This is a genomic window from Streptococcus mitis (assembly GCF_026782865.1).
Classification (GTDB): Bacteria; Bacillota; Bacilli; order Lactobacillales; family Streptococcaceae; genus Streptococcus; species Streptococcus mitis_CG.
Genome location: NZ_JAKUXK010000004.1, coordinates 131,754 through 147,541 on the forward strand (window position 1 = coordinate 131,754; position 15,788 = coordinate 147,541).

The following is a 15,788-nucleotide window of genomic DNA, read 5'->3' on the forward strand; positions in this document are numbered from 1 at the left end:
ACTAATTCACCTCGCTTGCCATGACAGTCAAGGTATCAGAAATTTCTTGGAACATCTGACGTTCTGTCTTCTCTCCACGGTAGATTTGATTGTAAAGAATGCCGTCTTTGATAAAGAGTACACGTTTAGCCCTGCTAGCTGCTGCCGTTGAGTGGGTTACCATGAGAATGGTTTGGCCACGCTCATTGATTTCATCAAAAACATCAAGAAGAGCTGCAGATGACTTGGAATCAAGGGCTCCTGTTGGCTCGTCCGCAAGGAGAATTTCAGGTTCTGTGATGATGGCGCGGGCTACTGCTACACGCTGTTTCTGACCACCAGAAATCTCGTAAGGGTACTTCTCTTGCAATTGGTTGATACCTAGATTCTCAGCTGTCACCACCAATTTCTTCATCATCTCCGTAATAGGTCTCCTTGACAAGACAAGCGGAAGCAAGATATTGTCCTTAACAGACAGAGTATCTAGCAAGTTAAAATCTTGAAAGACAAAGCCCAATTTTTCACGACGGAAGCTAGAAGCCTGTGAATTTTTAATGGTTGCTGTGTCAGTTCCATTTAAGTAAACCTGGCCACGAGTTGGTTTATCCAGCATAGCTAGGATATTGAGAAGAGTTGATTTACCAGAACCAGACTCACCCATGATGGCAACGTAGTCACCCTTTTCGACGGTAAAGTGAATATCCTTGAGAGCTTCTACTTGGTTGCCCTGAAAACGAGTTTTATAAATTTTTTGAACGTGTTTTACATCTAAAAGTGTCATGAGAATCTCCTTTCTTAATATCCCATCAAATGAAATGTCTCTTGCATCATAGCGCATCCCAGCTGAACGCGCTCGATATCTTTGTGACTTGGTTTTCTAGTTTTCTTATGTAAGATTTGTTTCATGATGTTACTCCTTTGTTCTTTATGAGTCTAGTTTACATCAAAAAAAGACTGCTTGCCATAACCTAACCTTACAAAAGAGACTTTAATCTTACATTTTTGTAAGATTGGGGGAAATGTAGATATTTTATTAAAAATATTTTACCATAAAAAGAAAGTAAGAAGAAAACCCTTGCAGATACAAGGGTTCAGAAATTTTAAAATAGATTAGTCGAATTCATAGACTAACAGTAAAATAACTGTTTCTACCTCACCAAAACCATCCATCATTTTCTTCAATAGCTTGGGCTTCTTTGCGTTTACGTGGGCCTGTTCCGTACATTTCTGCTTCGATTTCTTCCTTGGTTGGCATGATAGAAGCTAGGATGATATAGATAATCACGCCAAGTCCAAAGTTTGCAACTGTAAAAATGGCAAACAAGAAACGAACAAGGGTAACATCAAAGTTCCACTTGTCTGACAGACCTGCCAGAACTCCTGAAATCATGCGATTTCGTCTCATTTTATAAAATTTACTGTTCATGATTTTTCCTCTTTCTGCTAGGTTAGACATAGTATATCACGGGTAGGCTCGGCTTTCATCAGTCCTCAGGCTGATTTATAAGTAGCAATTTACCTCGACAAAGTCCACAGCGATAGCGTTTAGTATCAATCCTACGCTTGCGATGATACCTTTGCTGGCAGGATTGACAACGATAAAGCTTGAGTGGTTTAGAGTTACTATTTGGCAAGGTTGGTACAAACCGTAATCCATCCACTGCTTTCAACAGTTCCTTAAAATCTCGATCCTTGTGTTGATAGCCCTTCCCTTGAAAATAGAGGTGATAATGACAGAGTTCATGTCGGACAATTTTCCTAAAAACATCCAAACCAAGTTCCTGATAAACCTTGGGATTAAAATCCAAATGCCCATCTTTGGGGAAAAATCGCCCACCTGTCGAACGTAGACGAGAATTCCACTGAACATGATGGATAAAAGGTCTGCCGAAGTCTTCTAGCGAAACTTGCTTGACGTAATCAGTCAGTTTCATTTGGAGCGAGGAGCGACAGATTGACTTTTTCACGTTCAGTATCAATTTTCTTGACCCAAACGGTCACCAAATCACCAACGGATACCACTTGGCTAGGATGTTTGATAAATTTGCGACTCATGTGGGAAATGTGAATCAAGCCGTCTTCGTGAATTCCAATGTCAACGAAGGCACCAAAGTCAACTACATTACGCACCACACCCTCTAGCTTCTGACCAACCACTAAATCCTTGATATCTAGGACATCTTGGCGAAGCACAGGTGCGTCAAAGGAATCACGGAAATCTCGACCTGGTTTGAGAAGATCTGCAATGATATCTTTAAGAGTTTCTGGACCAAGGTCTAGCTCTTGCGCCATTTCCTTGATTGATAGCGACTTGAGTTTGCCTTGGGCCTCTTCATTCAAGTCCTTGATATCCAAGCGTTTGAAGAGCTCCTTAACAGCAGCGTAGTTTTCTGGGTGAACTCCTGTATTATCAAGGATATTGCTACTTTCAGGGATACGGAGGAAACCAGCAGCCTGCTCAAAAGCCTTGGCACCCAGACGCGGAACTTTCTTGATTTGGGCACGTGAAGTAATTTTTCCTTCTTCCTCACGGTATTTGACAATATTTTCAGAAATGGTTTTATTAAGTCCAGCAACGTGGGAAAGAAGAGCTGGGCTGGCTGTATTGATATTGACACCAACTTGGTTTACCACGGTATCTACGACAAAGTCCAGACTTTCAGACAGTTTCTTCTGACTGACATCGTGCTGGTATTGACCAACACCGATTGACTTAGGATCGATTTTAACCAATTCAGCAAGGGGATCTTGCAAACGACGGGCGATAGAGATGGCAGAACGCTTTTCAACGGTTAAGTTTGGGAACTCCTGACGAGCAAGTTCGCTGGCAGAATAGACCGAAGCACCACTTTCATTGACGATAACATAGCTGACTTCTGGAAAATCTTTAAGAACTTCCGCCACAAAGGCTTCACTTTCACGACTGGCAGTTCCATTTCCGATAGCAATAATTTCCACGCCATACTGGCCAATCAGGTCGGCTAAGTCTCGTTTTGCTTCTTCAATCTGACGAGCGGAGGCTGGTTTAACAGGATAGATGACCTGTGTTGTCAGCATTTTTCCTGTCGTATCAACGACTGCCAGCTTGGCACCTGTACGAAAAGCAGGGTCAAATCCTAGAACCACACGTCCTTTTAGTGGAGCTACCAAGAGGAGATTGCGCAGGTTGTCAGAAAAGAGTTGAATAGCTCCTTCTTCTGCTTTCTCAGTCAATTCAGTCCGAATGCGTCGTTCGATAGCAGGCAAGACCTTTTTCTTAACTGACTGTTGGACAACTTCATCTATATAGGCGTTTGTAACCTTGAAACGAGCAGCAAAGAAGGCAAGAATACGGTCCGTTGCATGTTCAAAACCAACCTTCAAGACACCTAGCTTCTCCCCACGATTAAGGGCTAAGGTACGATAACCCTGCATATTTCCAACCGTCTCTGAAAAATCATAATAAATCTGAAAAACCTGCTTTTCATCAAGACTTTCATCCTTGACTTGAGAAGTGAGTTTAGAGTGTCTCAGAACTTCCTGATAAGTCATGGAACGCAAGGTCACATCTTCCGATAAGGCTTCGACCAAGATATCAACTGCACCAGCCAAGGCCTCCTTACCAGTCGCAAATCCTTCACAGACAAACTTTTCAGCCTCTTTTTCTAAGTCAGTTACATTCTGCAAAATCAGGCGAGCAAGTGGGAAGAGTCCAGCTTCACGGGCAATGGTTGCCTTGGTACGACGCTTTTCCTTATAAGGAAGATAGAGTTCTTCAACGTCTGCTAATTTTTCGGCAGCTAAGATAGCTTCTTCCAAATCCTTGGTCAACTTACCTTGTTCTTGAATCTTAGCTAAGACAGCCTCCTTACGGTCATTGAGATTTGTCAGACTTCTATCCAAGTCAAGAATGGCCTTAATCGCCACCTCATCCAGACTACCAGTCATGTCCTTGCGATAACGCGCGATAAAGGGAATCGTTGCCCCTTCAGCTGTCAAACTTAGAACAGTATCGATTTGCTTTAACGTCACTCCCAAATCCTGGGAGATTTTTTCATATTTTTTATCCATGAATCTATTATACCATAAGCTAATATTATTCAAATTATCTCTTACAATTTTAAAACATAAGTTGGGAAATAAATTTACTTCATTTCAATATTCTATTCATTGAGAAGGTTGCAATTTAATTCTAATAGTTTACAAAAGAATCTATGAGTAATTTCATTTTTTTATTTTTGACAAAACGCTTTATAAAGCTATTTGTTGAAGTTAACGAATCAATTTTCAGTGCAAATAAAAAAACCGCAAGCCTGAGCCTGCGGTTGGTATAATCTATTTTGAAATTTTGAAACAAAAAAAGAGCATTTAAGCTCCCTCCTTTGAAATAACGGACACTTGGCTGGTCGGTGTACCCAGCATCTCAGATACCTTTTTCAAGGTGCGGCAGGAACCTTTCTGCCCTCAAATGTCTTTCGTTAATGTTATTCTAGCACCATCTACTTTTTTTGTCAAACTTTCTCAATCTACCAGACTTAATCAGGATTTATAAAGCTCTATTATTCGTTAGGTACTCAATTTTAACTTTTCCCTTTTCCTTAAAATAATAGTATAATAGAGGTAGAATTTAGAATCGAGGTACACCTATGGCTGTAAAATTTACAAAACGAGACGACTTGGACAAGATGTTTGAAGAGTTTGCTAAACTCCCTGATTTGAAACAAGTCACTTTCCCTGATGACAAAGAGAAAAAAGCCAAAGCAGAAAAGAAAAACTAGATGACTGCTTTCCAACAACTCCCATCTAGTGTGCTTCAGACTGGAGCTATTTTCCTCTCCATTATCATTGAAGCCCTCCCTTTCGTGCTGATAGGAAGTATTGTCTCAGGGCTGATTGAAGTCTATATCACACCTGACAAGGTTTATCATTTTCTCCCTCGAAATCGTTGGGGGAGAATCTTTTTTGGTACCTTCGTCGGGATACTTTTTCCCTCTTGTGAATGTGGAATTGTTCCCATTATCAATCGTTTTCTGGAAAAAAAGGTTCCCAGTTACACAGCCGTTCCCTTTCTTGTGACAGCACCTGTTATCAATCCCATTGTTCTCTTTGCGACCTATTCAGCCTTTGGCAACTCATTACACGTCGCCCTGTTACGAGCTCTGGGTTCTATTGTTGTGGCTGTGATACTTGGGATTTTTCTAGGATTTTTCTGGCAAGAACCGATTCAAAAAGAAAATCGTATGGCCTGTCATGAGCACGATTTTTCTCACTTGAGCTCTGAAAAAAAAGTTTTTCAGGTCTTTGTGCAAGCCATTGATGAATTTTTTGATACGGGGCGTTATTTGGTATTTGGCTGTCTCTTCGCCTCTGTTATACAGGTTTATGTTCCGACTCGGATTCTGACCTCTATCAGTGCGACTCCTCTTTTTGCCATCCTGCTCTTGATGCTTTTGGCCTTTCTTCTTTCTCTCTGTAGTGAGGCGGATGCCTTTATCGGTGCTTCTCTTCTCTCAAGTTTCGGCTTGGCACCAGTTCTGGCCTTTCTCGTCATTGGCCCAATGCTGGATATCAAAAATATTCTCATGATGAAAAATTACTTGAAAGCACGATTTATCGGTCACTTCATAACGATTGTGACTCTGGTCGTCTTAGTATATTCTCTCTTGATTGGAGTCATCCTATGATTCGATTTTTAGTTTTAGCTGGCTATTTTGAATTGACCATTTATCTCCATCTGTCGGGCAAATTAAACCAGTACATCAACATGCACTATTCCTATCTGGCCTATATTTCCATGGTACTTTCCTTTATTTTGGCAATTGTTCAACTGTATATCTGGATGAAGCAAGTCAAAACCCATAGTCATCTGAACAGCCGATTCGCGAAGGTGACGAGTATTGCTCTTCTGGCTATTCCACTTGTCGTCGGCTTAACTTTTCCAACTGTTAGCTTGGATTCTCAGACCGTTTCTGCCAAAGGATATCATTTCCCTTTATCAGAAAGCACGGATCAAGCCATTCAGACAAGCGAAGGGACGACAAGCCAATATTTGAAACCAGATACCAGTTCTTATTTTTCAAAATCAGCTTATGAAAAGGAAATGCGAACTGCAGCGGATAAATACTTGTCCCAAGATAGTATTCAGATCACTAATGAAAACTATATGGAAGTCATGGAAGCTATCTACGACTATCCAGATGAATTTGAGGGCAAGACAGTCCAGTTCACAGGCTTTGTCTATAACGACCCCAGTCATGCCAATAGCCAATTTCTGTTCCGCTTCGGCATTATTCACTGTATCGCGGATTCAGGTGTCTATGGATTGCTGACCAAGGGAAATACCCGTCAGTATGAGAATAACACCTGGATAACAGCAAAAGGAAAACTAGTCAATCACTATCATAAAGAACTCAAACAAAACCTCCCAACCTTGGAAATTGACAGCTTTACCAAAGTCGATAAACCAGAAAATCCCTACGTGTATCGAGTGTTTTAAAAAAGTAGCCTGGAAAGGGCTACTTTTTCTATTTAGAAATAAGAATCTAAAGTATGGGTAATCTTATATAAAACTCCGATTTCCTACTCAGCATCCTTCCAATTCCGAGCAATTTCTTCATCTTTCTGGAGTTGATCTACCAGTTCTTCAACAGAGTCAAATTTGACCATTTCACGGACACGGTCTAGCCAGTAGACAATAACTGTTTCACCGTAAATGTCATCTGAAAAATCAAAAATATTGACTTCAAAACGTGGCTCTTCTCCATCGAAAGTAACATTTTTCCCGACACTCGCCATTCCACGATATCTTTTACGCTGCACTTCGATATCGACTACGTAAACACCATCTGCTGGCATATAGGTTCGATCTCTTAAAACTAAGTTTGCTGTTGGGTAACCGATAGTCCGTCCACGAGCATTGCCATGAACAACCATTCCACGTGATGGTAGAGGAGTGCCAAGTAACTGACCAGCTTCTCTGACATCTCCATCAAGAATAGCTTGACGAATACGAGTAGAACTAATTTTCCCCTTTTCATCCTCAACAGGAGGAACAATGATGATTTCTCCATCAAAATAGTCCTTCAAATCATCCGCAGTTTTCTTATCAGAACCAAAGGTGTAATCAAATCCCGCTACAATAATCGCTGGTTTTAATGCTCTAACATAGGTATCAAAAAACTCTTGACCCGTTAAACTAGCAAATTTACTACTAAAGTCAAGTAAGAAAAGAGCCTCTACTCCATGCCATTTCATCTTATGTTCTCGTTCTTCATGGCTGACAATATGAAGCATTAATTCTGGCTTGTAAGGCTGTAATGCAAGCTTCGGAGACTCTGTAAAGGTCATCACGACAACTGGTAGATATTCTTTCATCGAGGCCTTACTAGCTACTTCAAAAAGCTTCTGATGTCCCTTATGAATACCGTCAAAATATCCTAATACAAGAACTGTTTTATCAGGTACTGCGATGTCTTTTTCATTTTTTATAGGTACTGTTGTAATCATGAAACTATTATATCATAGAGAAAGCCTTTTCGCTAAAAGGAAAGCCCAAATGTCGTTTTTTGCCCCTGAACTGACCTTAAAAAATCATTCAAGATGTTAGTTTTAAAAAATAGCATCCCCTAAGAGATGCTATCGTTTGGTAACTAGTTTACTGTTTCTTCCAAATCTTTTAACTTCACCGAAACAATTTTTGAGACACCTGATTCTTGCATGGTCACTCCATAAATAGAATCGGCTGCTGCCATGGTTCCCTTACGGTGGGTTACGACGATAAACTGGCTGTCCTTGTCAAAACGGTTGAGGTAATCTCCAAAGCGTTTAACATTGGCTTCGTCCAGCGCAGCCTCTACCTCATCCAAGATAACAAACGGGATAGTCTTAACTCGGATAATGGAGAAGAGCAAAGCAAGAGCCGATAGGGCTTTTTCCCCTCCACTCATGAGATTAAGAGACTGGATTTTCTTGCCTGGTGGTTGAACAGAAATCTCAACCCCTGCTGTCAATAAGTCTCCCTCAGTCAAAATCAGGTCTGCCTGACCTCCGCCAAACATCTGCTTAAAGGTCACTTTAAAGGACTCACGAATGGCTTCAAAGGTTGATTTAAAGCGTTCCTTGACCTCATCATTCATCTCTGTGATAGTCTCTAGGAGCAGATTTTTCGCTGACAAAATATCATCTCGCTGACTATTTAGAAAGTCCAGACGGTTGTGTACTTCTTCGTACTGGTCAATAGCATCCAAGTTGACTGGACCCAGTGAGCGAATAGCCTTCTCCAAATCCTGTACCTCTTGCTTTGCCAGATTGAGATTTTCCAACTCATGAGACTTTTCTAAAGCTTCTGTATAGCTAATCTGATATTGGTCTGTTAATTGACTTTGTAGATGGCGCAAGCGCTCGCTGACCTTTTCTTTCTTAGCTTCAGCACGTGTTTGCTTACGAATCCATTCCTCATTCTGCTGGCGAGCCTGATCCAAATGACTAGCAATATCATCCAGATGACCTTCAATATCATCCAATTCAAACTGCTTGCGAATCAAACCTTGTTGGAGATTTGTTTTCTGGTTTTTAGCTTCTTCAGCCTGTTGACTGAGCAATTCTGTATCAACCTTCTCAAGATTATCAACCTTTTCTTGAAGAAGGCGTTGGATTTCTTCTTGCTCAAGATCAAGATTACTTAGTTCCTTACCTAAGCGTTCAATATCCGCAACTTCGTAACGTTTTTGTCCTTGCAGTTCTGTCTTAAGCAAGCGAGCTTGCGCTACCTCTTCTTGCAAGTTCTGATAACGTTCTTGGATGGCATTTTTGTTAGACTTAATCTCTTCAATCTCAACTTCCAAATTTTTCTTGTCACTGGCGATAGTAGCAAGGCGCTCTTGGCATTTTTCCTTATCTGCTTGCCAATCTCCATCAGAAAGACGATTTAATTCCTCTTCTTGAAGTTTCCAAAGAGTTTCCAGTTCTTCAACTTGCTGGCTAGTTTGCTGATAAGAGAGTGACAAGCCCTGCTCCTGAATACGTGCCTGTTCCCCTTGAGATTTGATAGCTTCTAATCTTTCTGTCAATCTAGCCATCTCGTCTTGCAAGTTCTTCAAACTCGCTTCTTCTGAACGTAAGCTTACTTCTTCTTCAGCAATTTCTTTTTGTAATTGCTCCAGTTCTGGCTTGATAAAAATACTGTTGTTCTGGCGATTGGCTCCACCTGCGTAAGAACCACCTGTGCGCAACTCTGTACCGTCCAAAGTCACCATACGAACCTGATAACGAACTTGTCGAGCAGCTGCACGCGCATGTTCTACGGTATCAAAAATAGCCGTCGTAGCTAGCAAGTTCTTGAAAATAGTTTCCAGTCTCTTATCAAACGACACCAACTCATCTGCCATCCCAAGGAAGCCTGGACTTGCTGCGATAGCATCTTGATTCTGACTAGAAATCGTACGAGCCTTGATTGTTGTCAAAGGAAGGAAGGTTGCACGACCGGCTCTGTTTCGTTTAAGGAAATCAATCGCCTTGGTTGCCGCGTTTTCATCTTCTACGATGATATGCTGACTACTTGCTCCAAGCGCAATCTCTAGGGCAGTTTGATAATGCACATCAAAGGTCAGATGCTCACTGACTGCACCAATAATCCCACCAAGACGGTCTTTTTCTTGGAGAACACTCTTAACACCTACATAAAAGTTACTATGATTTCTCAGGATATTTTCCAAACTCTGAGCTCTCGCCTGCTTGTTTTTGAGATTATCCAGACGATCAAAGAGTTGACTTTGTTGAGTTTGATAGGAAGCTTTCTGTTCCTCTTGTTCCTTGGTACTAGCTTGGTAATCCGCCAATAATTTCTGAACTTGCTCCTTGGCAGTTTCAAGCTCCGCCTTTTGCTGACTAGCCTTCTCTTTAGCTATAGCCAGTTGTTCTTTGAGTTTTTGTAGTTGATCTGCTTGTTTTTGAGAAAGCTGACGACTATTTTCCAACTCGTTTTCGATACGGGTCAGCTGGTTTGAGACATCTGCTTCTTCTTGTAAAAGAGCTACAAAGCGTTCGCGTAAGAGCTCAATCATTTGATCAGGATCATCTGAAAAAGCTAGCAATTCAGCTTCTAAACGATTGAGTTTTTGATTATTTTGGACTAGATTTTCCTCTAAAAGTGCTAAAGAGCTTTCCTTATCAGATTTTTCTTTGCTGAGTGAATCTCTCTTATCCTCTAAAGCCGCCAAACGGGCTTGTGCTTCCTGTTGATTCAGGGCTACTTGTTCAGATTCCAGTTTCGATAGGGCTAATTTTCTCTCTAAATCACTGATTAGACTGGTCAAGTCCATCAAACTGCCTTGGTCTTTGGCCATTTCAGCCTGTAAATCTTGGCGTTGCTTTTTAAGATTCTGATTTTCTTCTTCTAATTTTTCACGCTTTTGGTAGTAGCTAGTCAAGAGTTCCTGAACCTGAGCCAACTCTTCTTCTGTCGAGTCTAGTTCAGCCTTATTTTCCTTGGTTTGAGCAACCAGAACGTCTAAATAAATAGCCTTACGTTGCCCTTCCAAGTCTAGAAACTTACGAGCATTTTCAGCTTGCTTCTCAAGAGGCTTGATTTGATTATCCAACTCGTAGATAATGTCTTCAAGGCGGTCTAGATTATCCTGAGTTTGCTGTAGTTTGCTCTCGGTTTCTTTTCTGCGAGTCTTGTATTTTAAAACCCCAGCAGCTTCTTCAAAAATAGCTCGGCGTTCCTCAGGCTTGGAGTTGAAAATCTCCTCAACCTTCCCTTGGGAAATGATAGAGAAGGAATCTCGTCCCAATCCAGTATCCAAGAAGAGGTCATGAATATCACGCAGACGGACTTTCTTGCCGTCAATCTTGTATTCGCTATCTCCACTACGATAGATATGACGTTCCACCCTGATTTCTTGGCCTGCATCCTTGATAAATCCGTCATGATTATCCAGAGTCACAACTACAGAAGCGTAATTGAGAGGTTTGCGACTTTCAGTTCCAGCAAAGATGACATCCGGCATCTTACCACCACGGAGACTCTTAACACTTGACTCTCCCAAGGCCCAACGAAGACTTTCTGTAATATTTGACTTTCCAGATCCATTGGGTCCAACGACTGCCGTCACACCTTGGTCAAAGACGACCTTAGTCTTGTCAGCAAAAGACTTGAATCCCTGAATTTCGATTTCCTTTAAATACATGAATCCAGCCCTTTCTCAACGGCATTTTTGGCAGCTTCCTGCTCTGCTAATTTCTTAGAACGACCTTGACCTTGACCAATGCTCTTACCTTCAACCAGAACTTCTACATCAAAAACCTTATCATGGGCAGGCCCCGTTTCAGAAATCACCTGATAACGAATAGCCACATCGCCATTGACCTGAAGTAACTCTTGGAGATGGGTTTTGTAGTCTGTAATCATTTCAAATTCGCCTGCTTCAACCTTAGGAATCATGACTTGATAGATAAATTCCTTAACCTTGGCCACATCCTTGTCCAAAAGGAGGGCACCAAGAAAGGCTTCAAAGGCATCCCCAAGAATGGTGTCACGATTGCGACCACCAGATTTTTCTTCCCCTTTACCCAACTTGATAAATTGATCAAACTGGCAATCACGCGCAAAACCAGCCAAACTTTCCTCGCGGACAATCATGGCACGGAGTTTAGACAAGTCACCCTCAGGTTTTTTAGGATATTTTTTATACAGATATTCTGAAATCAATAACTGTAGAACAGCGTCTCCTAAAAATTCCAAGCGTTCATTGTGTGAAATTTTTAAGAGGCGGTGCTCATTGGCATAACTCGTATGAGTAAAGGCAGTTTCCAGTAAATTTTTGTCTGCAAATTCGATTGCAAAATGGTTCTTTAGTACAGTTTGTAATTCTTTCATACCAACCTCTTTCTAACTGATAACAGTCCTTTTTATTATATCAAAAAAAGCCCCCTGAGTCACTTTAAAACGGGACTGGAGGAGATTTGGGCATTCTATAAAATATGATTTTCAGTTTTATACTCAATGAAAATCAAAGAGCAAACTAGGAGGCTAGCCGCAGGTTGCTCAAAACAGTGTTTTGAGGTTGTGGATAGAACTGACGAAGTCAGTAACCATACCTACGGCAAGGCGACGCTGACGTGGTTTGAATTTGATTTTCGAAGAGTATTAGGAGCAAATTTGGGTCAGAATAAAGAAAAAAGCCTTACTAAAGGCTTTCTTAGGATATTTACATCCACCCTGAGGGAATCGAACCCCCATCTCAAGAACCGGAATCTTACGTGATATCCATTACACTAAGGGTGGAAACTTGTTTTATTATAACAGAAATTTGCTTTAATAACAAGTTTTTTTCTAGACAGATAGCCCGTCTTAGTGGGAAGCATCCCCATTCCAGATTGAGTTTTTCACGATAACATAATCAACGTGTTTAAGGTCAGCAACCTGACGTCCACCTGCATAAGAAATAGCACTTTGAAGGTCTTGTTCCATCTCAGTTAAAGTGTCTTGCAGATGACCTTTTGCAGGAAGTAAGATACGTTTTCCTTCCACATTCTTATAAGCTCCTTTTTGGTATTGGGAAGCTGAACCGTAGTATTCTTTGAACTGTTCGCCATCGACTTCAATCGTTTTCCCTGGACTTTCAATATGTCCTGCAAAGAGGGAACCAATCATGACCATGCTAGCACCGAAGCGGATAGACTTGGCAATATCACCGTGAGTACGAATCCCACCATCAGCGATAATCGGTTTACGTGCAGCCTTAGCACACCAGCGTAGAGCAGCCAACTGCCAACCACCTGTACCAAAACCAGTCTTAACCTTGGTAATACAAACCTTACCTGGACCAATTCCGACCTTAGTAGCATCCGCACCAGCATTTTCCAATTCACGCACAGCTTCTGGTGTTCCCACATTTCCAGCAATAACAAAAGTATCTGGCAATTCTTTCTTGATGTGTTGAATCATAGAAATCACGCTATCCGCATGACCGTGGGCAATGTCAATCGTGATGTACTCAGGAGCATCAGCCTTGAGCTGGCTAACGAAATCATACTCATAGTCCTTAACACCGACAGAAATAGAAGCAATGAGACCTTGATCATGCATACGCTTAATAAAAGGAATACGTCCTGCCTCATCAAAACGGTGCATAATGTAGAAGTAACCACCTTTAGCTAGTTGCTCTGCTACATTTTCATCTAAAATAGTCTGCATATTAGCTGGCACAACAGGTAGTTTAAAGGTGTGATTTCCCAGAGTGACACTTGTATCAGCTTCTGCACGGCTTTTAATCACACATTTATTTGGAATCAATTGAATATCTTCGTAATCAAAAATTGGAAATTCATTTAACATATCGATGTCTCGTTTCTTTTGTAATGACCTACCTATGCTCTCGCATCACTACGCCTTTTCCGACGTTTCCTTAATTCATTATAAACTAAAGTACAGTTTTTGTCAAATTATTTTATAAATCGAAATATAATGTTCGGATTTTATTGTATAAATAACAAAATAAAGTTCTTAAAGAATCGTTAGGACTCTTTGAATAAAATCTAAAGCAGATTCAAGATTTTTTTCAAACCTTCTTTAAAACAATGCTCAAGAATAAAGAAAAAATCTTTTAACGGTCTTCATTTAGCGTAGTCTAATACAAATTAAAAAAATGTAACAATATCATTAAGTATCTCAAAAGCTTTAAATTTGGTTTGAAAAACTTTGATAACTATGAGAAAAGTATTTTCAATGCTCTCAACACAAAAAAGAAAGGACTAAATTTGGTCCTTTCTAGATGTTAGTTTTTCTTCAATCCACTGTAATCGACAAATAGACTGGTTATCTTCAGTCTGAAGAAAACAACTATTCTATCCCTTTTACTTGCGTTTCTTCTTCGCTTTCTTCATTTTGTTAGCCATGCGTTTCATGGACTGTTTCATGGCAAATTCACCGATTTTACCCTTGAGTCCGCCACCAAACATCTGGCTCATATCTGGCATTCCTGCTCCTCCGAGAGCTGACAAGTCAGGCATACCACCTTGTCCCATCATTCCTTCAAGGGCAGACATATCCATTCCTCCCATATTTGGCATATTTTTAGGAAGGTTGTTTGGATTGATTCCCATTTGCTTCATCATTTTGTTCATATCTCCAGACATGACACCTTGCATGAGCTGTTTAGCCTGGTTAAAGTCCTTGATGAATTTATTAACTTCAACAAAGGTATTTCCAGAACCAGCAGCGATACGACGGCGACGGCTTGGATTTAGCAAATCTGGGTTTTCACGTTCTTCAGGTGTCATGGAAGACACAATGGCACGTTTGCGAGCAATCTGGCGTTCATCCACCTTCATGTTTTGAAGTGCTGGGTTGTTGGCCATACCTGGAATCATCTTGAGCAAGTCTTCCATAGGCCCCATGTTTTGTACCTGATCCAACTGATCAATGAAATCATTGAAATCAAAGGTGTTTTCGCGCATCTTCTCCGCCATTTCAAGGGCTTTTTGCTCATCGTATTCTTGAGAAGCTTTCTCAATCAAAGTGAGCATATCCCCCATGCCAAGGATACGGCTAGACATGCGGTCTGGGTGGAAGGTTTCAATGTCCGTAATCTTTTCACCTGTACCAGTGAACTTGATTGGTTTTCCAGTAATGTGTCGAACAGATAGAGCAGCACCACCACGAGTATCGCCATCAATCTTAGTAAGGATAACCCCAGTCACTTCCAACTGAGCATTGAACTCACGCGCAACATTGGCTGCTTCTTGACCAATCATGGCATCAACGACGAGCAGAATTTCATTTGGTTGAGCTAGTACTTTCACGTCACGAAGCTCATTCATCAAAAGCTCATCAATCTGCAAACGACCTGCCGTATCAATCAAGACATAGTCATTATGGTTAGCTTGGGCTTGTTCCAAACCTTGACGAACAATCTCAACAGCTGGAACGTCTGTCCCAAGAGCGAAGACAGGAACATCAATCTGTTGCCCCAAGGTCTTAAGCTGGTCAATAGCCGCAGGACGGTAAATATCCGCCGCAATCATCAAAGGACGGGCATTTTCTTCCTTCTTGAGTTTGTTGGCCAATTTACCTGCAAAGGTTGTTTTACCAGCCCCCTGCAAACCAACCATCATGATAATCGTCGGAATTTTAGGAGACTTGATAATCTCAGCCGTATCAGAACCTAAAACAGCTGTCAATTCCTCATCAACGATTTTAATAATCTGTTGGGCAGGATTAAGGGTATCAATGACCTCATGCCCAACTGCACGCTCACGAACTTTCTTGATAAAGTCCTTTACAACAGGCAAGGCAACATCGGCCTCAAGCAAGGCCAAGCGAATTTCTTTGGTTGCCTCTTGGACATCAGCTTCAGAGATTTTTCCTTTTTTACGTAGATTTTTAAAGACGTTCTGCAAACGTTCTGTTAAACTTTCAAATGCCATTTTTCTTCCTCTTATTCTCTATTATCAATGCTTGTTAAAACTTCTATCTGCTCCTGCAGAAAGTTATCCTTGGGATAGCGCTCCAAAATCTGGTCAAAAATCTGACTGCGGACAATGTAGTCCGAGTACATGTGCAATTTCATCTCATAATCTTCCAGAATCTTTTCTGTCCGCTTGATATTATCATAAACAGCCTGACGACTGACACCAAACTCCTCGGCAATCTCAGCAAGACTATAATCATCAGCGTAGTAGAGCTCTATGTAGTTCATTTGCTTGTCTGTCAAAAGCGCCGCATAAAATTCAAAGAGCGCATTCATACGATTGGTTTTTTCAATTTCCATAACTTTTATTATACCAAAAAATCTATTATATCGCTATAGCAGAAAAGCTCCTAACAC

13 protein-coding genes and 1 tRNA gene are annotated in these 15,788 nt (G+C 41.0%); 3 read left to right on the forward strand and 11 right to left on the reverse strand.

Annotated elements, in window-relative coordinates:
• Nucleotide 1 precedes the first annotated feature (1 nt).
• The 4 genes from MK482_RS02795 to MK482_RS02810 form a co-directional block, all read right to left on the reverse strand.
• A complete protein-coding gene (locus MK482_RS02795; RefSeq protein ID WP_000173372.1) occupies nt 2-760 on the reverse strand; it encodes an ABC transporter ATP-binding protein in 759 nt (252 codons plus the stop codon).
• A 372-nt stretch (nt 761-1,132) separates the two neighbouring features.
• A complete protein-coding gene (locus tag MK482_RS02800; protein ID WP_033685104.1) occupies nt 1,133-1,405 on the reverse strand; it encodes a PspC domain-containing protein in 273 nt (90 codons plus the stop codon).
• 58 nt (nt 1,406-1,463) lie between these two features.
• Nucleotides 1,464-1,913, reverse strand: a complete 450-nt coding sequence (locus MK482_RS02805; RefSeq protein WP_268717923.1) for a SprT family protein — start codon at nt 1,911-1,913, stop codon at nt 1,464-1,466.
• The gene (locus tag MK482_RS02810) at nt 1,900-4,029 is read right to left on the reverse strand and encodes a Tex family protein (protein WP_268717924.1); all 2,130 of its coding nucleotides are present in this window, start codon (nt 4,027-4,029) and stop codon (nt 1,900-1,902) included. The genes MK482_RS02805 and MK482_RS02810 overlap by 14 nt, the downstream gene beginning before the upstream one ends.
• Nucleotides 4,030-4,604: 575 nt before the next feature.
• Here MK482_RS02810 and MK482_RS02815 point away from each other — a divergent pair.
• The 3 genes from MK482_RS02815 to MK482_RS02825 are packed head-to-tail and all read left to right on the forward strand — an operon-like array spanning nt 4,605 to nt 6,454.
• Entirely contained in the window at nt 4,605-4,736 is a 132-nt protein-coding gene (locus MK482_RS02815; RefSeq protein WP_000268685.1) for an SPJ_0845 family protein, read from the forward strand.
• Nucleotides 4,737-5,642, forward strand: a complete 906-nt coding sequence (locus tag MK482_RS02820) for a permease (RefSeq protein ID WP_268717925.1) — start codon at nt 4,737-4,739, stop codon at nt 5,640-5,642.
• Nucleotides 5,639-6,454, forward strand: a complete 816-nt coding sequence (locus tag MK482_RS02825) for a TIGR03943 family putative permease subunit (protein ID WP_268717926.1) — start codon at nt 5,639-5,641, stop codon at nt 6,452-6,454. Before MK482_RS02820 ends, MK482_RS02825 begins: the two co-directional genes overlap by 4 nt.
• A gap of 83 nt (nt 6,455-6,537) precedes the next feature.
• On the opposite strand, the gene MK482_RS02830 is transcribed toward MK482_RS02825, so the two are convergent.
• From MK482_RS02830 to MK482_RS02860, 7 genes are all read right to left on the reverse strand, one after another.
• Nucleotides 6,538-7,464 (reverse strand): bifunctional riboflavin kinase/FAD synthetase, encoded by a 927-nt coding sequence (locus tag MK482_RS02830; RefSeq protein ID WP_033681713.1) that lies wholly within the window; start codon nt 7,462-7,464, stop codon nt 6,538-6,540.
• A 143-nt stretch (nt 7,465-7,607) separates the two neighbouring features.
• Nucleotides 7,608-11,147, reverse strand: coding sequence for a chromosome segregation protein SMC (gene smc / locus MK482_RS02835; protein ID WP_268717927.1), 3,540 nt, complete (start codon nt 11,145-11,147; stop codon nt 7,608-7,610).
• The gene (gene rnc, locus MK482_RS02840) at nt 11,138-11,836 is read right to left on the reverse strand and encodes a ribonuclease III (RefSeq protein ID WP_000661487.1); all 699 of its coding nucleotides are present in this window, start codon (nt 11,834-11,836) and stop codon (nt 11,138-11,140) included. The genes smc and rnc overlap by 10 nt, the downstream gene beginning before the upstream one ends.
• Before the next feature lie 336 nt (nt 11,837-12,172).
• A tRNA-Arg gene (locus tag MK482_RS02845) sits at nt 12,173-12,244 on the reverse strand.
• 66 nt (nt 12,245-12,310) lie between these two features.
• Nucleotides 12,311-13,297 (reverse strand): GMP reductase, encoded by a 987-nt coding sequence (locus tag MK482_RS02850; protein ID WP_000931164.1) that lies wholly within the window; start codon nt 13,295-13,297, stop codon nt 12,311-12,313.
• Between the two features lie 518 nt (nt 13,298-13,815).
• Nucleotides 13,816-15,387, reverse strand: coding sequence for a signal recognition particle protein (ffh, locus tag MK482_RS02855; protein ID WP_124787928.1), 1,572 nt, complete (start codon nt 15,385-15,387; stop codon nt 13,816-13,818).
• Between the two features lie 11 nt (nt 15,388-15,398).
• Entirely contained in the window at nt 15,399-15,731 is a 333-nt protein-coding gene (locus MK482_RS02860) for a putative DNA-binding protein (RefSeq protein ID WP_049486921.1), read from the reverse strand.
• Between the last annotated feature and the right edge of the window lie 57 nt (nt 15,732-15,788).